This window comes from Prauserella muralis (genome assembly GCF_003202285.1).
Taxonomy (GTDB): Bacteria; Actinomycetota; Actinomycetes; order Mycobacteriales; family Pseudonocardiaceae; genus Prauserella_B; species Prauserella_B muralis.
The window spans coordinates 747,673-764,759 of sequence record NZ_MASW01000007.1; the positions used below are offsets into that span (position 1 = coordinate 747,673).

The window sequence follows — 17,087 nt, forward strand, 5'->3', positions numbered from 1 at the left end:
ACCGTAGCGTCAACCGCCGACAAGGCCGGTGGCCAGCAGCACCACGCCGAGCGAACCGGTGAGCGCGGCCACCGACGCGGTGCGCGCCAGGCGCGGGCGGCCCTTTCCCTGCGCGATGCCGTGCACCGACGTGGCCGCCATGACCAGCGCGAACAGCGTCAGCTTCGCCACGAGCACCCGCCCGTAGCCGGGCTCGGCCAGCGACTGCCACGTCACCCCGTGCCGCCACGCGAGCAGCCAGCCGGTGGCGATCTGGCTCGGCAGCAACACGGCCATCGTGACGACGGCGAACCGGCGGCCCACCGAGCGCAGGAGCGTCGCGCGCTGCTCCAGGCCCAGCAGGGCACGCACCGGGGGCAGAACCACCGCTGTGAGCGTCAGCTGCCCGCCCACCCACAGCGCCGCGCCGACCACGTGCACGAACCGCACCAGGGTCCAGACGTCGATCACCGGGTCACCGCCACGATGCCGTGCGCGCCGCCCTCGGCGTGGCGCATGTCGTGGTCGACGAACGGGTAGCGGCCCGGCTCGGGAAACGTCAGCTCGGCGAAACCGCCCTGTGCCGCGGCGAGGTCGAGCGTCTGCGCGCCACCCGCCGCCCCGGGCCGCAGCAGCCAGGCGCCCTCCTTGTACACAGTGTCGAACTGGCCGCCGACCACGTGGAAGCTCAGCGTGCCGCCGGGGCCCGCGTTGACCACCCAGAACCGCACCCGCTCGCCGGTACGGGCGGGCAGCGGCGCGTGATCGTACTGCCCGGCGGCGCCGTTGAAGTGCCAGCCGTCGGGCCTGCCTTGCACGATCCGGCTCACCTGGGCGTCACTGCCCGGCGCGCCGCCGTAGAGCTCGCCGCCGACCAGCAGGTACTCGCGGTCCACCGGAGGCAGCCGTGGCGGGTCGATGATGACCGCGCCGTACATGCCGTTGGCGATGTGCTGCGACATCGGCATGGTCGAGCAGTGGTACAGCCACGCCCCGGCACGCGTCGCCGTGAACCGGTAGACCAGCCGCTGCCCTGGTTCGATGGTGCGCATCGGTTCGTTCGGGGCGAGGGCACCGGCGTGGAAGTCGATGCTGTGCCCCACCGTGCCGTCGTTGACGAGCGTGATCTCGAAGCGGTCGCCCACCCTGCCGCGCAGCACCGGGCCCGGCACGGTGCCGCCGAACGTCCAGCGCCGCTCGTGCCGTCCCGGCGCGATCTCGATCTCGCGTTCGGTGACGCGCAGCCGGACGCGGTGCACCGTGCCCCGCGGCGCGGGTGCCAGCGCGGCATTCCTGGGCTGGGCCACACCATGGACGGCGTCGTCCTGAGTGGACGGCGGGGACTCGCCGGTGCGAATGGTCATGGTCATTCCGGCGGCGCGATGCCCGGCGATGGTGCACCAGCCGGTCAGCTCGCCGTCGATCACCCCGGCGTCGAGCAGTTCGGTCTCGCCCTGGCTCAGCCTGCTCGTGTGGGCGCCTCCCGCCAGCCTCAGGTCGTGCGGCATCGCGTCGGCGTTGGTGACCCGCAGCATCAGGTGTGTGCCCTCGGCAACGGTGATCACGGCGGGGCTCACGCGCATCGCCGCGAGTTCGACGTCGACGGTGCGCACGGGGCCGTCGGGTGCGGGACCGCCCGTACCGCCGCTGACGGCGAACCCGGCAGCCACCAGCGTGGCGGCCGCTCCCAGGGCGACACCGGCCAGGCTGCCCCCGCCCTGCCGCGGCGCGGGCAGCGCGCCGTGCACCGCCACGGGCGCGGCGACGCTCAGCGCGAGCACGGCGAACCCGCCGAACGCGCCGGCCGCGAGCGCCCAGCCCAGCAGTGGCCACGGACCCGGCAGGCCGAGCACCACCAGCGGCACCGCCGCGTTCGCGGCCACCAGCCTGGGCAGCCACAGCCGGTCCAGCACCGCGGCGACCCGCTTGTGCTCCGCGGGCCCGCGGCCGAGCACGGCGGGCAGCAGTTGCGTGAGCGCGCCCACGAGGATCTGCGCCCCGAAGCCGACGACCACCATCGGCAGCAGCCGGTCGACCACAGTGGACACCGGTGTCCCGGCAGCCAGCCACACCGACTCGGCCCCGAGCGCCACGAGCAGCCAGCCCGTCGCCGCGGCGAGCAGCCACGGCGCGGACCGCGCGGGCCGGGTGCGCAGCAGCGCCGTCGCGAACGGCGCCAGGCAGACCGCCGTCGCCGCCGCGTAGAGCACGAGCCCCGCCACGGCGAGCTGCGTCACCGCGACGGCGAACCCGGTCGCCGCCAGCGCCAGCCCGGCCAGCAGCACCGGCAGGCAGCGCCGCGCCGTGCGCACCGAGCCGTCGGGCATGTGCACCCGCAGCGCCGTCGGCCACAGCGTGAACAGCGTGCCGAGCACCGAGAGGCCCAGCCAGCCCAGGAGCGTCAGGTGCACGTGCGCGCCCCACATGCGGCCGTAGCCGCCGAGACCGCCCGCGGTGAGGGCCCCGCCGAACACGCCGCCCACGGCGAGTGACGCCGACGCCGCCGCGTAGTACGCGGTGAGGTAGGCGTAGCTGCCCGCCAGCGCTCGCCTGCGGGTGCGCAGCAGGTGCCAGGCGTGCACGGTGGCCAGCACCGACACGCCGGTGGCGCCCGTGCCGGCCAGCCAGTGCACGTCGAGCAGCACACCGAGCAGTACCAGGAGCACGGAGGCGTTGAGCACGGCCAGTCCCAGGGCCATCCGGCGCTCCGGCGGCGAGGGCGCCCGGCACAGCGCCGCGACGAAGTGCTCCGACCACACGATGATCGCGTTGGTGACGGCGCCGAGCAGGAACGCGTGCAGGGCGAGCCACGCGGGCAGGCCGAGCGCGTCGTGGGTCACGAGCAGGGTGACGGCGACGGCCAGCCACGCCAGCACGAGCAGGTTGCCCCACGCGGTCAGCGGTCCCTTGAGCCGCCGCGGCCTGCCCGGAGGGGCCAGGCCGAGGTCGATGGAGGTGCTCATCGCCCTGCGGTCTCCGGAACCCGGGCCGCCGAGCGCCTGCGGTAGACGACGTAGGGGCGCCACAGGTAGGCGATCGGTGCCGACCACACGTGCACGAGCCGCGTGAACGGCCACATCGCCAGAAACACCCACGCCGAGATCGCGTGCAGCTGGTACACCATCGGCGCACCGCTCATGAGAGACGCGTCGGGCTGGAAGTAGAAGATGCCGCGGAACCAGACGGCCACCGTCTCGCGGTAGTCGTAGCCGGGGCCGAGGAGGTTGACGCCGACGGTCTCGGCCATGCCGAGGGCGATCACCACGGCCAGCACCGCGAACATCGCCTTGTCCATGCGGGTCGTGGTGCGGCGCACCCGGCCGTTGACGAAGCGGCGGGCCAGCAGCAGCCCGAGCCCGGCCACCACCATCACCCCGGCGACGGTGCCCGCACCGACGGCGACGACGTGGTAGACGTGCTCGGAGACGCCGACCGCCTCGGTCCACGACTTCGGCACCAGCAGGCCCAGGACGTGCCCGGCGATCGCCGCGAACGCCCCGAGGTGGAACAGCGGCGAGCCCAGCCGCAGCCAGCGGTTCTCCAGCACCTGCGTGGTGCGGGTCGTCCAGCCGAACTGGTCGGCGCGCCAGCGCCACACGTGCCCCACTACGAACACGGTCAGCGCCACGTAGGGCAGCACGGCCCACAGCGCGATGTCGGCGGTCATGCTCGGCTCTCCGTTCCACACATGTACTCGGGCGGCGCGAAGGGCGCGAGCCCGACCTCCTCGTCCGGCGGCCCGTCCAGCGCGAGCGCCGCGACCTCCGCACGCTCCTGCTCGGACAGCTCCGGCAGCGCGGCGGCCAGCGCGTCCAGGACCGCGGCGTACGGCGAACCCGCGTCGTGCAGGGCGGTGCGGATCAGCTCGATGCCCCGGCGGTGCTGGCGCAGCGGCGCCTCCCCCCGCGTGCCCTCCAGCGCGGCGAACTCGCACACGACCGGCAGGAAGTCGGGCAGCTCGCCCTCCGGCGGCACCAGCCCCGCGACGCGGTAGCGCTGCTTGAGCAGCAGCAGTGCCATCCCCCGGCGGCGGGTGTCGCCGTGCAGGTAGTAGGTGAGGTAGAGGCTGCTGCGCCTGCGCAGGTCGAACATCTCGACGTAGTGCCGGGCCAACTCCTCCGGCGCGGCGGCGGTGAACCACCCCGCGAACGCCAGCAGGCGGTCGCGCTGTGGCGAGTCCGGCAGGGTCCGCACGGCCTCGGTCAGCTCGTCCCTGCCCGCCAGCAGTTCGCTGTCGGGGTAGCTCAGCAGCAGCGACACCAGTCGCAGCGTCAGCGCGCGTTCGGTCACGACCCGCTCCCGTTCCGCCTGCTCGGCAGCACCGACAGCGGCAGGTGGATCTTGCCGTTGCCATTTCCCGTGCCATTGCCGGTGGACTGCTCGCCACCCATGCCGGGGCCGCCCGCGACGTCGAGGCTGCAGCCGGTGCCCAGGCCTTCGAGCGCGGCGGCGTTCTCGCGGTGCGCGGGCGGGATGACGTAGCGCTCGTCGTACTTGGCGATGGCCAGCAGCCGGTACAGCCGCTCCACGTCGGCACCGGACATTCCGGTGGCGGTGAGCAGGTCGTCGGCCACGGTGCCGTCGAGCGTGCGGGCCCGCATGTAGCCGCGCATCGCCGAGAGCTTCATCAGCACCCCGGCCACCACGTCGACGTCGCCGGCGGAGAACAGGCTCGCCAGGTACTCCATGGGGATGCGCAGGTCGCGGATGGCGTGGAAGACGTCGTCCGGGTCGGTGTTGTCACCGTCCATGTCGGACACCGCGTCCAGCACGGGCGACAGCGGCGGGATGTACCAGACCATCGGCATCGTGCGGTACTCAGGGTGCAGTGGCAGCGCGACGCGGTGCCGCACGGCCAGCTCGTACACCGGTGAGCGCCGCGCGGCGTCCAGCCAGTCGGCCGGGATGCCCGCGGCCAGCGCCGCCTCGATCACCGCGGGGTCGGCCGGGTCGAGGAACGCGGCGCGCTGCGCCTCCAGCAGGTCCCGCTCGTCGGGCACGCTCGCCGCCGCGGTCACGGCGTCGGCGTCGTAGAGCACCAGGCCCAGGTAGCGCAGCCTGCCAACGCACGTCTCCGCGCACACAGTCGGCTGACCCGCCTCGATGCGCGGGAAGCAGAACGTGCACTTCTCGGCCTTGCCGGTGTGGTGGTTGACGTAGACCTTCTTGTAGGGGCACGCCGACACGCACATCCGCCAGCCACGGCAGCGGTCCTGGTCAACGAGCACGATGCCGTCCTCCTCCCGCTTGTACATCGCGCCGGAGGGGCACGCGGACACGCAGGCGGGGTTGAGGCAGTGCTCGCAGATGCGCGGCAGGTGGAACATGAAGGTGCGCTCGAACTCGAAGCGCACCCGCTCGGCCGCCTCGGGCGGCAACGACGCCAGGTTCGGGTCGCCGCCCGCGTGCTCGGCGGCGCCGCCGAGGTCGTCCTCCCAGTTGGCGCCCCACGTGATCGCGGTGTCCTTGCCGGTGAGGGCCGACTTCGGCCGGATCACCGGCGTGTGCGGGCCTGCGGGAGCCTTGAGCAGCGTGTCGTAGTCGTAGGTGATGGGCTCGTAGTAGTCGTCGATCGACGGCAGGTCGGGATTGGCGAACAGCGACGCCAGCCGCTTGACCCTGCTGCCGGAACGCAGCCGCAGCCTGCCCTTGCGGTCGAGTTCCCAGCCGCCCTTCCAGCGCTCTTGGTCCTCGTAGTGCTTCGGGTAGCCGATGCCGGGTTTGGTCTCGACGTTGTTGAACCACACGTACTCGGTGCCGTCGCGGTTGGTCCACGTCTGCTTGCACGTCACCGAACAGGTGTGGCAGCCGATGCACTTGTCGAGGTTCATCACCATCGCCACCTGCGCCATCGGTCGCATCAGTAGGTCACCTCCTGGGAGCGGCGCCGGATGACGGTGACCTCGTCCCGCTGGTTTCCGGTCGGTCCGTAGTAGTTGAACGCGTAGGTGAACTGGCCGTAGCCGCCGATCAGGTGGCTCGGCTTGAGCAGCAGCCGCGTCAGCGAGTTGTGCGTTCCGCCGCGCTTGCCGGACAGCTCGGTGCGCGGCACGTTCACGTTGCGGTCCTTGGCGTGGTACATGAACACGGTGCCCGCGGGCATCCGGTGCGAGACCACGGCCCGTGCGGCGACGACGCCGTTGCGGTTGTACGCCTCGACCCAGTCGTTGTCCGCGACGCCGATCTTCTCGGCATCCACTGTGGACATCCAGATCGTCGGCCCGCCGCGTGACAGCGCGAGCATGTAGGCGTTGTCTTGGTACTCGGAGTGGATCGACCACTTCGAGTGCGGCGTGAGGTAGCGGACGGTCACCTCGGCGCGGCCGTCCTCGCCGAGCGTCTGGTCGCCGAAGTGGCTGTGCATGTTCAGCGGCGGCCGGTACACCGGAAGCTGCTCGCCCAGCTCGATCATCCAGTCGTGGTCGACGAAGAACTGCTGGCGGCCGGTGAGCGTGTGCCACGGCTTGTCTCGCTCGACGTTGATGACGAACGCCGAGTAGCGCCGCCCTCCGGTCTCGCTGCCCGACCACTCGGGTGAGGTCACGACGGGCTGTGGGCCCTTCCTGGTGTCCTCGAAGGTGATCCGCTTGCCCTCGTTCTCCTCGGCGAGGTCGGCAAGGCGCGTGCCGGTGCGCCGCTCCAGCGTGCGGAAGCCCTGCCCGGCGAGCCTGCCGTTGGTGGTCGCCGACAGCGCGAGGATCGCCTCGCACATGTGCTCAGCGGTCGCCAGCGACGGCCGGTTGTCGCCGCGCACGCCGTTCTGGCTGCGCAGGTACGCCAGCTCCGGGCCGACGTCGTAGGTGATGCCCTTCGTGGTGGTGCCCAGCGTGTCCAGCAGCGGCCCGATGGCGCGCATCTTCTCGCCGATCGCGGCATAGTCGCGTTCGATGGGCACCAGCTTCGGCATGGTGCGGCCGGGCACCGGCTCGCACTCCCCGTGTTTCCAGTCTCGCACCCGGCCGCCGGGCTGCGCCAGCTCGTCGGGCGTGTCGTGCGCGAGCGGCACGGCGAGCACGTCGGTGCGCGTGCCGAGGTGGTCCGTCGCCAGCGCGGAGAACCGGTCGGCCAGCGCCAGGAACGTGTCGTAGTCAGTGCGGGCCTGCCACGGCGGCGCGATGGCCGGGTTGAACGCGTGCACGAAGGGGTGCATGTCGGTCGAGGAGAGGTCGTGCTTCTCGTACCAGGTCGCGGCGGGCAGCACGACGTCGGCGAACAGCGCCGTGGACGTCATCCGGAAGTCGATGGTGGTGAGCAGGTCGAGCTTGCCCTCCGGGGCGTCCTCGGTCCAGTCCAGTTCGTGCGGCCGCTGGCTCTCCGCCGTCTCCACGCTGCGCACGGCGGCGTCGGTGCCCAGCAGGTGCCGCAGGAAGTACTCGTTGCCCTTGCCGGAGGAGCCCAGCAGGTTCGCGCGCCACACCGTCAGTGCCCTCGGGAAGTTCGCCGGGTCGTCGGGCTGCTCGGCGGCGAAGCGCAGCCTGCCCGCCTTCAGCTCACCGACGATGTGCTCGGCGACACTGCTGCCCGCGCGGCGCGCCTCGTCGGCGAGGTCGAGCGGGTTGCGGTTGAAGGTCGGGTGCGACGGCAGCCAGCCGAGCCGGGCGGCCTGGGCGTTGCAGTCGGCGAACGCCTTGCCGCGCAACAGTCCCTTGCCGAGCGGGTTCGCCAGCTCGTCGGCGCGGAAGCCCTCGTAGCGCCACTGGTCGCTGGCCAGGTACCAGAACGCGGTGCCCGCCATGTGCCGGGTGGGGCGCTGCCAGTCGAAGGCGAACGCCAGATGCTGCATGCCGGTGACCGGTCGCGCCTTCTCCTGGCCCACGTAGTGCGCCCAGCCGCCGCCGTTGCGGCCCTGGCAGCCGGTGAGCATCACCAGAGCGAGGAAAGCCCGGTAGATCGTGTCGGAGTGGAACCAGTGGTTGGTGCCCGCGCCCATGGCGATCATCGAACGTCCCTGCGAACGCTCGGCATTGCGGGCGAACTCCCGCGCGATGCGCGCGGTGGTGGCGGCGGGAACCGAGGTGATCTCCTCGGCCCACGCCGGGGTGCAGGGCTGCATGCTGTCCTCATAGGACTGTGGCCAGCTTCCGGGGAGGCCGTCGCGGGCGACGCCATACTGCGCCATCAGCAGGTCGAACACCGTGGTGACGAGCCTGCCGCCGACGCGCAGCGCGGGAACGCCGCGCCGCAGCGTCGTGCCGCCCTCACCCGCGCCCTCGTCGAAGCGCGGCAGGTCCACGGGCACGTGCTCGTCGGCCCAGCGGTACAGCGTCAGCGCGGGCTCCACGTCGCCGAGGTCGAGGTTCCAGTTGCCCTTGCCCGACTCGCTCCAGCGGTGCCCGAGCGTGCCGTTGGGCACCACGGTCTCGCCGGTGCGGTCGTCGAGCAGCACGGTCCTGAACGCCGCGCTCTCCTCGTCGTCACCTAGGTCGGTGGACGTGAGGAACTTGCCCGCCTGGTAGCCGTCCCCGCGCTGTTCCAGACAGACCAGGAACGGCAGGTCGGTGTAGCGGCGGGCGTAGCCGGTGAAGTAGGGCACCTCGCGGTCACGGAAGAACTCGGTGAGCACGACGTGCCCCATGGCCATCGCCAGCGCGCCGTCGGTGCCAGGGTGTGGGGCGAGCCAGTCGTCGGCGAACTTGACGTTGTCGGCGTAGTCGGGGCTGACGGCGACCACCTTGGTGCCCCGGTAGCGTGCCTCGGTGAGGAAGTGGGCGTCCGGGGTGCGGGTGACCGGGATGTTGGAGCCCCACATCACCAGGTAGCTGGAGTTCCACCAGTCCGCCGACTCGGGCACGTCGGTCTGGTCGCCCCACACCTGCGGTGACGCCACGGGCAGGTCGGCATACCAGTCGTAGAAGGACAGCAGGGTGCCACCGATCAGCGAGTGGTAGCGGGTGCCCGCCGCGAAGGAGGCCATCGACATCGCCGGGATGGGCGAGAACCCGACGACCCGGTCGGGCCCGTGGGCCTTGGTGGTGTGCACGTGTGCCGCGGCGACGAGTTCGGTCACCTCGTCCCAGGTGGACCGGACGAAACCGCCCTTGCCTCTGGCCCGCTTGTACGTGCGGGCCTTGCCGGGGTCGCCGGTGATCTCGGCCCACGCGGCGACCGGGTCGCCGAGCCGCTGCCGCGCCTCCCGCCACAGGTCGAGCAGCACACCGCGCACGTACGGGTAGCGCACGCGCGACGGCGAGTAGGTGTACCAGGAGAACGAGGCGCCGCGGGGACAGCCGCGCGGCTCGTACTCCGGCGACTCCGGGCCCACGGACGGGTAGTCGGTGGCCTGGTGCTCCCACGTGATGAGCCCGTCCTTGACGAACACCTGCCACGAGCAGGAGCCCGTGCAGTTGACGCCGTGGGTGGAGCGGACGACCTTGTCGTGCGCCCAGCGGTCGCGGTAGAAGCGGTCCCACGCCGACGGGTCGATCTGGTGCAGCGTGCGGCCGTCGGCGGAGACCTCGGCGCGCGTCAGGAAGCGGCGGGTGAAGGGCAGCGGATCGGGCATGGCCCCCATGTCAGTCGATCATGGCATCCGGCGGCCAGGGACCAAGGTCCTTTCGAGGCAGGCCGTTCGGTGGGACCGGCAGGGACCCCGCTCCCTATGCCGGGGCGTTCGCGCGGCGCACGCTCGGGTGCGCCACTGATCGACTCGAGAGCGGATGGACCCGACCATGGTGACCGCAGAGAAGTACCGTCCCGCGGGGGAGCACGGGGCCCGTGCCTGGGTCATGCTGGGCATGGCCACGCTGGGCTTCGCGCTGAACTTCTGGGCGTGGGCGCTGCTGAGCCCGCTGGGCCCGCGCCTGCAGGACCAGCTGGGCCTCAGCGCCTTTGAACAGGCCCTCATCGTGGCCGTCCCCGTGGTGGTCGGCTCCCTGGGCCGCATCCCCGTCGGCGCCCTCACCGACCGCTACGGCGGCCGCGTCATGTTCCCCCTGGTCTCCGCCGCCACCATCGCCCCCGTGCTGTTCCTCGGCCTGGCCGGACAGACCTCCCTGCCCGCCCTGCTCGCCGGAGGGTTCTTCCTCGGCATCGGCGGCACCGCCTTCGCCATCGGCGTGCCCTTCGTCACCCGCTGGTTCCCACCCCACCGCCGCGGCCTGGCCATCGGCATCTTCGGCGCCGGCATGGGCGGCACCGCCATCAGCGCCCTCACCACCGTCAACCTCGTCACCGCCTACGGCACCGCCACCCCCTTCGTGGTCACCGCCGCCGTGCTGGCCGCCTACGCCGTGGCCGCCGCGATCGTGCTGCGCGACGCCCCCGGCCTGACCCCACCGGCCCAGCCGCTGGCCCGCAGGCTCGCCGCCACCCTGCGCCTTCCCGCCACCTGGGAGGCCTCCGCGCTCTACGCCCTCGCCTTCGGCGGCTACGTGGCCTTCTCCGTCTACCTGCCCGCCTACCTGCGCACCGCCTACGACCTCACCCCCGCCGACGCCGCCAACCGGATGGCCGGGTTCGTCCTGCTCGCCGTCCTCATGCGCCCGGTCGGCGGCTGGCTCTCCGACCGGCTCGGACCGGTCCGGGTGCTGGCCGGGTCGATGGGGGTGGTGCTGGTGTGCGCGCTGGCACAGAGCTTCACGCTCGGCCTGATGCCGCTGGCCACCATCGCGTTCCTCGCCATGGCCGCCGCGCTCGGCGCCGGCAGCGGCGCCACCTTCGCCCTCGTCGCCCTGCTCGCCCCCGCCGACAAGGTCGGCGCCGTCACCGGCGTCGTCGGCGCCGCAGGCGGCCTCGGCGGCTTCGTCCCACCACTGGTCATGGGCGCCGTCTACGGCCAGTTCGGCAGCTACGCGCTCGGTCTGGCGGCGCTCGCCCTGGTCGCCACCGCCGCACTCGTGTTCACCACCACCGTCGTGCGGCGCGCCGCCGCGGACCACGGTGGCCGGATGGTGCGCGTCTGACCACCCGGCGGCGAGCCGAAGGGCACCCTGGGTACCCGATCCGTGCCGAAGGGCACCTTCGGCACGGATCGCCGGCCGCCGACACCACCGGTCACGCCGTGCGGTTGTAGAGCCTCTTCGCCCACACGTAGCCGACCAGGGCGATGCCCGCGCACCAGGCCAGCGCGATCCAGAGGTCGTTGCCGAGCGGCCGGTCCATCAGCAGTGCCCGGATGGATTCCATGATCGGGGTGAACGGCTGGTGCTCGGCGAACCAGCGCACGCCGTCGGGCATCGAGTCGGTCGGCACGAACCCGCTGCCGAGAAACGGCAGGAACATGAGCGGCATCGGCAGGTTGCTGGCCGCCTCGACGCTCTGGGACGCCTGGCCGATGGCCACGGTGAACCAGATCAGCGCGAACGTGACGGCGGCGAGCACGCCGACGAGTGCGAACCAGTCACCGACGCTGCCCCGTGGCTCGAACCCGATGAGCAGTGCCACCCCGGTCACCACCGCGAGACTCAGCAACGCCTGGATGAGGCTGCCGATCACATGCCCGGTCAGCACCGAGACCCTGGCGATGCTCATCGTGCGGAACCGGGCGACGATGCCCTCGGTCATGTCCATGGCCACGGAGATCGCGGTGCCCTGGACGACGGTCGAGACGGTGATCACCAGGATCGCGGGCACCACGTAGTTGACGTACTCGGCGCGTCCGCCGGAGGCCCCGCCGAGCCCGGCGCCGAGCGTGCCGCCGAACACGTACACGAAGAGCAACAGCAGCAGGACCGGCATGGCGATCAGCGGCACGGTCATGGACGGGTATCGCAGCATGCGTTTCAGGTTGCGACGGACCATGGTGGTCGAATCGCGCAACGGGTGGCTCGCCACGGCGGTGGTCATCGGTTCGTCACCTTCTCGAGGCCGGAGTCGCCGGTGAGGGCGAGGAAAACGTCGTCAAGGTCGGGGGTGTGCACGGAGAGGCCGTCCACCGCGATCGACTCGTCGTCGAGCCGGTCCAGCAGTGCCTTCAGCGAACGCAGACTGCCGTCGTTCGGGACCCGCAGGGCCAGCGCGTCACCGTCGGCGTGCGCGTCCCCGCCGAGGATCCGTTGCGCGGTCCGCACATCACCGGGTTCGGCGAACTGGAGCCGGACGTGGCCGCCGGGGATCCGGCGCTTCAGTTCCTCGGGAGTTCCCTCCGCGACGAGCCTGCCGCCCTCCAGCACGGCGATCCGGTCGGCCAGCTCGTCGGCCTCGTCCAGATACTGCGTCGTCAGGAAGATGGTCACGCCACCGGCCACCAGGTCCCGCACGATCTGCCACATCCCGCGCCTGCTGCGCGGGTCCAGTCCCGTGGTCGGCTCGTCCAGGAAGATCACCCGGGGATCGCCCACCAGCGTCATCGCCAGATCCAGCCGCCGCCGCATTCCCCCGGAGTAGGTGGACGCCGGTTTGCGCGCCGCCTCGGTCAGGCCGAACCGTTCGAGCAGCTCGGCCACGACCCGCCTGCCGTCCTTCGTGGACAGATGGTTCAGGTCGGCCATCAGCCGCAGGTTCTCCTCGCCGGTGAGCAGGTTGTCCACCGCGGAGAACTGACCGGTGACCCCGATCGCCGCCCGCACCGCGTCCGGATCGGTGGCCACGTCGTGCCCCGCGACCTCGGCCCTGCCGCCGCCGGCGGCGACGAGCGTGGACAGGATCTTCACCGTCGTCGTCTTTCCCGCGCCGTTCGCGCCGAGCAGCGAGAAGACGCTGCCCTGCGCCACGTCGAGGTCGATCCCGTCCAGCACCACCTTGTCGCCGAACGACTTCCGCAGCCCGCGCACCACGATCGCCTGCTGGGCGGCCCTGCTCGTCATCGGAGGTTCCCCTCGCTCGAGGCGCCGAGGCGGGAGGCGCGGTGGATCGTGATGTCGCCGAATCCGGTGTGTGCGCGGACCTCGACCGTCTCGCCGGTTCTCTCCGGCGGCTCCGCCGTCTCGTCGAGTGCGTTGCGCACCTGTCCGAAGTTGGTCTTCACGTCGAGCCAGGCCGACGTGCCCTCCCCGATGCCGATCTCCAGGTCGCCGGTCGAGGTCTCCAGTACGACGGAACCGCGAGTCACCTCACCGACCCGGATGGCGCCGTTGGCGGTCTTGGCGTTCACCCCGCGGCCCGCCCTGTCCACCGCGATGTCCCCGTTCGCCGAACGCACGCGCACCTCACCGCCGATCGTGCCGACGTCGGTGCTGCCGTTCGAGTTCTTGATCACGGCGCCGCCCCGGATCTCGCCGATCCGGATGCGGCCGGTCCCCGTGGTCACCTCGGCATCGCCCGCGACGCCCTCGACCGAGACGTGCCCGGCGGAGGTGTTCAACCGCAGCGGGCCGGTCCGGTCGAGCCGCGCGTGCCCCGCCGACGACTTGAACCGGCACTCGCCCAGCCTGCCGGCCGACTGGAACTCGCCGACCGACGCATCCGCGTGCACCTGCGAGCCCTCGGGCAGGTCGACGGTCACATCCACCGACCAGCTCTTGGTGGACAGCGCCTCGAACGGGCGCGGGTTCTTGCCCTTGATCAGCAGCGTGCCGCCCGAGTACTCGACGCGGATCTGCTTGGCGGCCTTCACGTCGGACGGTTCGTTCTCGTTGGTCGGGCGCACCTCGACCACGGTGTCGGTGCGCTCGCTCGCCACGAACCGCACGTTGGCCACGCTCAGATCGAGCGTCACGAGGATCGGTTCGGGTGTGTCGAATCTGGGCATGGCTGTCCCCTTCGGAATGGTGGGATCGACGTTCTCCCAGGTGAGAACGCGTGAGATGGGGTGAGCTCAGTGGGCTCGGTCAGCTGCGGGCAGGGCCTAACGGACCCAGCCGGTGTAGCGTTGCTTGCCCCAGCCGCGCTGATCGGCGGCCGGAGGCGTGCCGGGCCGGCGCAGCGCGGCGGAGGCGACCCGGCCGAGCCACGCGTTGACCGAACGGCCCTCCTTCGCGGCCGCCTCCTCGATCGCGGCCTTGAGGTGTTCCGGGAGCCGGAAGTTGATCCGGGCGGTGGCGGCCTCGTCGGAGCCCGCGGGAGCGGCCTCGGCCACCGGCTCGGGTTCCGGCGCGGCCGGGGTGTATGCGGGCTCCGACGGCGGCGGCGTCACCACGAAGTTCGGGTCGCGGCCGCGAAGCCGGACCTCGACCGAACCGGGCGCGAGGTCACGCGTGATCTCGTCGGCGGCGGCCGACAGGGCCTCCAGCAGGGTGAGCCGGACCGCCGACTCGACCTGACCCGCCAGCCGCTCGGCCAGCTCACGAGCCTCCTCACCGCCGGCCTCGGCGGCAGTCACCAGTTCCCGGCCGAGGAAGTCCACATACGACGTCAAGTCCATGACGCCACTATGGCACACCATTGGCGCCATAACAAGCCATCATGGCGCCATTGGTGTGCCATAGTGGCATCTCCCCTGGTCAGAGGTCGCGGGCGGCGCGGGCTCCGTGGCCAACGGCTGGCATGATCGGACCATGCGGCTCGCCTCGGTCAACCGGAAGCTCGTCCTCACGCTCGTGGCGCTGACCGCCCTCGGCTGGGGTGCCTGCCAGTGGTGGAACGCCGCCTTCCGCGATCTCAAGGACCGGCGGGACCTGCTCAGCCTGACCGCGCCCCTGCCCTGGGAGAACGGCGAGCTACGCGTGCCGGACGCGGTCCGGCACGAGGACGACGCCGACGCGAGCGCGAGCCCGCTGCGCTTCGACGTCGTCTACCGCAGAGGGCCGGACACCGAGGACGGGCCGGTGATCCACTACGCGATGCACCACATGGAGGACGGCAACACCTTCGAAGACATCGCCGGGTGCGGCGCCAAGGCCGTCCGCAGCTGCACCACCGTCGGCGACGCCGAGACGCTGGCGATCACCCACGACACGCACAACAGCGACCCCGGGCTCGCGCTCTACCGCGATCTCGGCGACCTGGTCGTCAGTGTGTCCGGGGAGCCGGGCCACGTCGACTCGCGGCTGCTGCGCCACGTCCTGGACCACACGCATCGCCCGGCGGACGCGGAGTTGCTGGAGCTGCTGCGCCCGCCGGGCTACCAGACAGACTGGAGCTGACCGCGGGGATCAGCCCACGGCCACCGTGTCGCGCAGGCGCTCGGCGGTCGCCGGGTGGCCGTTGCCGTTGCCGTTGCCAGCGCCGTTGCCCTTGCTGTGGTCACTGCTGTGGTCGCTGTCGAAGGGGGCGAAGTCGAACCGCACCTCGCTGCGGCCGGGCCCGTACACCACGGGCACGACGACGCCCGCGACGTCCATCGTGGACAGCCGAGCCAGCAGGCGCGCCAGCTCCTCGGGGGCCTGCCGAGGCTCCTGGTCGGCCTGCACGAGCGTGCGGTGCAGGTTGGTCATGTCCCAGCCCTCCGCGGTTCCACTGCCCGCGGGTACCGCGAGGGAGGCCGTGACGAGCCAGCGGCCCGGCTTGCCGGACAGCGCCGGGGTGCGATGGTTGCTGATGCCAATCACCTGGTCGGCCCGAACCAGGCCGTCACTGAGCGTGCGAATCCAGATCCTGTCCAGCCCCATCTCCCTCAGTCCTCTCGGTCGGCGCGTTGGCTGAGTCGGAACCCCCCGTGGCGGCGCCGTTGCCGTCCTCCTCGCCGAGGCGGCGGCGCAGCTGTCTGTTCTCCGCCTGCGACTCGGCGAGTTCCGTCTCCAGCCGCACGATGCGGTCGGCCGCCGCCAGGGTCATGCCGTCGTCGAACAGCTCACGCAGCCGGGCCGCCAGCCGTAACTGGCGGCGCGAGTAGCGGCGATGGCCGCCCGCGGACCGGTGCGGCTGGACGACGTCGGCCGCGTCGAGACTGCGCAGGAACGCCGGCTGTACCTCGAGCGCATCGGCGGCCTGCCCCATCGTCCACGCCGGGTAGTCCTCGTCATCCAACTTGCTTACATCCACGTTCCCAGGGTATCTCGCACCTTTACTTGACTCAATCTGCAGTCGAGGATATAGATATTTTTAGTCGGCACGTCAACCGCGATGGCGGGAGGAGGTGGTGAGATCAGGACGAGTTCTTCCCTGTCAATTGCTTCCCTTCTTCAGCTGTTGCCTTATCCGAAAACGGTCGAACGCCGCGAGCGCCGGGACGCGCCGTCCCGGCGCTCGTGTCGGCCTGACGACCTTTCGAGGAAAGTACGGCGGTGACACATCATGGAACTTGACCCGCACGGTGCGCCGGCCAGAGGCCTGCGCCGGTATGTCCGGCTCGTCGAGCAGGAACTCGGCCTGAGCGGACATGGCTCGTGCGTGCATCTGGATCCGCCGGTCAGCGCGTACCTCGCTCTCGAAGGGCAGCTGCCCGGATTCGAGGACCGGGACGTCGCGCTGATCTGGGACGAGGAACACGGCTGGGCGGTCGCGGTCGAGTCGCGCTGCGGCGAGGATCTGCTGGTCGTGTCCTACCTGGGCGGCTCGGTCCTGCCCGCCCCTCGCGTCGTGGCGCGCTTCGCCGAGCGGCTGCTCGCCGGTGACCTGCCGGGGCAGCCGGAGCCCCCGCACCTGCGCCTTGCCGGGACCGAGGACGACCTGTCCGCGCGGCTGGGCGACTACGCCGAGCCGGTGGAGGCACTGGCCGGCGTGGTCTAGCGGCGGAGTGTCGGCCGCCCGCGTCCGTGTGCTGGCCGCCTGCGGCGCCATGTTGGCCCCTCTCGCCTACCCCGGTGGCCAGCACGGCGCCGCGAGCAGCCGACGCGTTCGGCTCTCAGCAAGACCGGCGTAGTGTCGCTGACATGGGCGCGGGAAAGGAGTGATGGCGATGGCTCCCCAGGGTCACCGGGCTTCTCCTGGCTTCGGCACACCCGGGCGCGACGAGCACCTGCGGATCGGCGACCGGGAACGCGACGAGGCGGTGGAACTGCTCCAGGAGCACGTGGCCGACGGCAGGCTCACGCTGAGCGAGTTCGACGAGCGTGCCGCGCAGGCCTACGCCTCGAAGACGCGCGGCGATCTGGCCAGGCTCACCGCGGACCTGCCCCCGCTGCGGCGGGCCGCACCCGCCGCGCCCGCCCCGGCCGCGGCGAAGCCGATGACGGCCGGCACGATCGCGCGCGTGCTCGTGCCCGCGCTGCTGCTGCTCAGCCTCGTCGGGCTCGTCGCCGGTGCCGGAGTCCCGCCGCTGGCGCCGATCATCGTGGGATTCGTGGTGCTCAAGCTCGCGCTGCGGCCCCGGCACGGCTGCCGGTTCTGATCCCACCGCCGGCCGCGCTCGC

The 17,087-nt window shown here is 71.8% G+C and carries 16 protein-coding genes; 4 read left to right on the forward strand and 12 right to left on the reverse strand.

The window, feature by feature from the left end:
• Positions 1-9: 9 nt before the first annotated feature.
• The 6 genes from BAY60_RS33195 to BAY60_RS33220 are packed head-to-tail and all read right to left on the reverse strand — an operon-like array spanning position 10 to position 9,490.
• Entirely contained in the window at positions 10-450 is a 441-nt protein-coding gene (locus BAY60_RS33195) for a hypothetical protein (RefSeq protein ID WP_112285317.1), read from the reverse strand.
• Complete coding sequence (locus BAY60_RS38420) at positions 447-2,942, reverse strand: multicopper oxidase domain-containing protein (RefSeq protein WP_112285318.1); 2,496 nt, start codon at positions 2,940-2,942, stop codon at positions 447-449. The genes BAY60_RS33195 and BAY60_RS38420 overlap by 4 nt, the downstream gene beginning before the upstream one ends.
• Complete coding sequence (gene narI / locus BAY60_RS33205; RefSeq protein WP_112285319.1) at positions 2,939-3,646, reverse strand: respiratory nitrate reductase subunit gamma; 708 nt, start codon at positions 3,644-3,646, stop codon at positions 2,939-2,941. Before narI ends, BAY60_RS38420 begins: the two co-directional genes overlap by 4 nt.
• Complete coding sequence (gene narJ, locus BAY60_RS33210) at positions 3,643-4,269, reverse strand: nitrate reductase molybdenum cofactor assembly chaperone (RefSeq protein WP_112285320.1); 627 nt, start codon at positions 4,267-4,269, stop codon at positions 3,643-3,645. Before narJ ends, narI begins: the two co-directional genes overlap by 4 nt.
• Positions 4,266-5,840, reverse strand: coding sequence for a nitrate reductase subunit beta (narH, locus tag BAY60_RS33215; RefSeq protein ID WP_112285321.1), 1,575 nt, complete (start codon positions 5,838-5,840; stop codon positions 4,266-4,268). The genes narJ and narH overlap by 4 nt, the downstream gene beginning before the upstream one ends.
• Positions 5,840-9,490 (reverse strand): nitrate reductase subunit alpha, encoded by a 3,651-nt coding sequence (locus BAY60_RS33220; RefSeq protein WP_112285322.1) that lies wholly within the window; start codon positions 9,488-9,490, stop codon positions 5,840-5,842. The genes narH and BAY60_RS33220 overlap by 1 nt, the downstream gene beginning before the upstream one ends.
• A gap of 157 nt (positions 9,491-9,647) precedes the next feature.
• Here BAY60_RS33220 and BAY60_RS33225 point away from each other — a divergent pair, with 157 nt between their 5' ends.
• Complete coding sequence (locus tag BAY60_RS33225; protein WP_112285636.1) at positions 9,648-10,880, forward strand: MFS transporter; 1,233 nt, start codon at positions 9,648-9,650, stop codon at positions 10,878-10,880.
• Between the two features lie 91 nt (positions 10,881-10,971).
• On the opposite strand, the gene BAY60_RS33230 is transcribed toward BAY60_RS33225, so the two are convergent.
• The 4 genes from BAY60_RS33230 to BAY60_RS33245 all read right to left on the reverse strand — a co-directional run bounded on the left by BAY60_RS33230 (position 10,972) and on the right by BAY60_RS33245 (position 14,218).
• The gene (locus BAY60_RS33230; RefSeq protein WP_112285323.1) at positions 10,972-11,763 is read right to left on the reverse strand and encodes an ABC transporter permease; all 792 of its coding nucleotides are present in this window, start codon (positions 11,761-11,763) and stop codon (positions 10,972-10,974) included.
• Positions 11,760-12,722, reverse strand: a complete 963-nt coding sequence (locus tag BAY60_RS33235; RefSeq protein ID WP_112285324.1) for an ATP-binding cassette domain-containing protein — start codon at positions 12,720-12,722, stop codon at positions 11,760-11,762. Before BAY60_RS33235 ends, BAY60_RS33230 begins: the two co-directional genes overlap by 4 nt.
• Positions 12,719-13,606, reverse strand: coding sequence for a DUF4097 family beta strand repeat-containing protein (locus BAY60_RS33240; protein ID WP_112285325.1), 888 nt, complete (start codon positions 13,604-13,606; stop codon positions 12,719-12,721). Before BAY60_RS33240 ends, BAY60_RS33235 begins: the two co-directional genes overlap by 4 nt.
• A gap of 96 nt (positions 13,607-13,702) precedes the next feature.
• Complete coding sequence (locus tag BAY60_RS33245) at positions 13,703-14,218, reverse strand: Arc family DNA-binding protein (protein WP_112285326.1); 516 nt, start codon at positions 14,216-14,218, stop codon at positions 13,703-13,705.
• Between the two features lie 133 nt (positions 14,219-14,351).
• Between BAY60_RS33245 and BAY60_RS33250 the strand changes: the two genes are divergently transcribed.
• The gene (locus tag BAY60_RS33250; RefSeq protein ID WP_112285327.1) at positions 14,352-14,939 is read left to right on the forward strand and encodes a hypothetical protein; all 588 of its coding nucleotides are present in this window, start codon (positions 14,352-14,354) and stop codon (positions 14,937-14,939) included.
• 9 nt (positions 14,940-14,948) lie between these two features.
• Here the strand turns inward: BAY60_RS33250 and BAY60_RS33255 are convergent, their stop codons facing one another.
• Positions 14,949-15,404, reverse strand: coding sequence for a hypothetical protein (locus tag BAY60_RS33255; protein ID WP_112285328.1), 456 nt, complete (start codon positions 15,402-15,404; stop codon positions 14,949-14,951).
• Positions 15,367-15,777 (reverse strand): helix-turn-helix domain-containing protein, encoded by a 411-nt coding sequence (locus BAY60_RS33260; RefSeq protein ID WP_425466499.1) that lies wholly within the window; start codon positions 15,775-15,777, stop codon positions 15,367-15,369. The genes BAY60_RS33255 and BAY60_RS33260 overlap by 38 nt, the downstream gene beginning before the upstream one ends.
• Before the next feature lie 252 nt (positions 15,778-16,029).
• Between BAY60_RS33260 and BAY60_RS33265 the strand changes: the two genes are divergently transcribed.
• Positions 16,030-16,464: a DUF6292 family protein gene (locus BAY60_RS33265; RefSeq protein WP_112285329.1), complete on the forward strand. Its 435-nt coding sequence runs from the start codon at positions 16,030-16,032 to the stop codon at positions 16,462-16,464.
• A 169-nt stretch (positions 16,465-16,633) separates the two neighbouring features.
• Complete coding sequence (locus BAY60_RS33270; protein WP_170160637.1) at positions 16,634-17,065, forward strand: DUF1707 SHOCT-like domain-containing protein; 432 nt, start codon at positions 16,634-16,636, stop codon at positions 17,063-17,065.
• The last annotated feature ends 22 nt before the right edge of the window (positions 17,066-17,087 follow it).

Excerpts from the sequence above, each read along its gene's own strand:
- BAY60_RS38420 (WP_112285318.1), bottom strand. The coding sequence starts at position 2,942 with ATGAGCACCTCCATCGACCTCGGCCTGGCCCCTCCGGGCAGGCCGCGG.
- narI (WP_112285319.1), bottom strand. The coding sequence starts at position 3,646 with ATGACCGCCGACATCGCGCTGTGGGCCGTGCTGCCCTACGTGGCGCTG.
- narH (WP_112285321.1), bottom strand. The coding sequence starts at position 5,840 with ATGCGACCGATGGCGCAGGTGGCGATGGTGATGAACCTCGACAAGTGC.
- BAY60_RS33220 (WP_112285322.1), bottom strand. The coding sequence starts at position 9,490 with ATGGGGGCCATGCCCGATCCGCTGCCCTTCACCCGCCGCTTCCTGACG.
- BAY60_RS33225 (WP_112285636.1), top strand. The coding sequence starts at position 9,648 with ATGGTGACCGCAGAGAAGTACCGTCCCGCGGGGGAGCACGGGGCCCGT.
- BAY60_RS33230 (WP_112285323.1), bottom strand. The coding sequence starts at position 11,763 with ATGACCACCGCCGTGGCGAGCCACCCGTTGCGCGATTCGACCACCATG.
- BAY60_RS33235 (WP_112285324.1), bottom strand. The coding sequence starts at position 12,722 with ATGACGAGCAGGGCCGCCCAGCAGGCGATCGTGGTGCGCGGGCTGCGG.
- BAY60_RS33240 (WP_112285325.1), bottom strand. The coding sequence starts at position 13,606 with ATGCCCAGATTCGACACACCCGAACCGATCCTCGTGACGCTCGATCTG.
- BAY60_RS33245 (WP_112285326.1), bottom strand. The coding sequence starts at position 14,218 with ATGGACTTGACGTCGTATGTGGACTTCCTCGGCCGGGAACTGGTGACT.
- BAY60_RS33250 (WP_112285327.1), top strand. The coding sequence starts at position 14,352 with ATGCGGCTCGCCTCGGTCAACCGGAAGCTCGTCCTCACGCTCGTGGCG.
- BAY60_RS33255 (WP_112285328.1), bottom strand. The coding sequence starts at position 15,404 with ATGGGGCTGGACAGGATCTGGATTCGCACGCTCAGTGACGGCCTGGTT.
- BAY60_RS33265 (WP_112285329.1), top strand. The coding sequence starts at position 16,030 with ATGGAACTTGACCCGCACGGTGCGCCGGCCAGAGGCCTGCGCCGGTAT.
- BAY60_RS33270 (WP_170160637.1), top strand. The coding sequence starts at position 16,634 with ATGGCTCCCCAGGGTCACCGGGCTTCTCCTGGCTTCGGCACACCCGGG.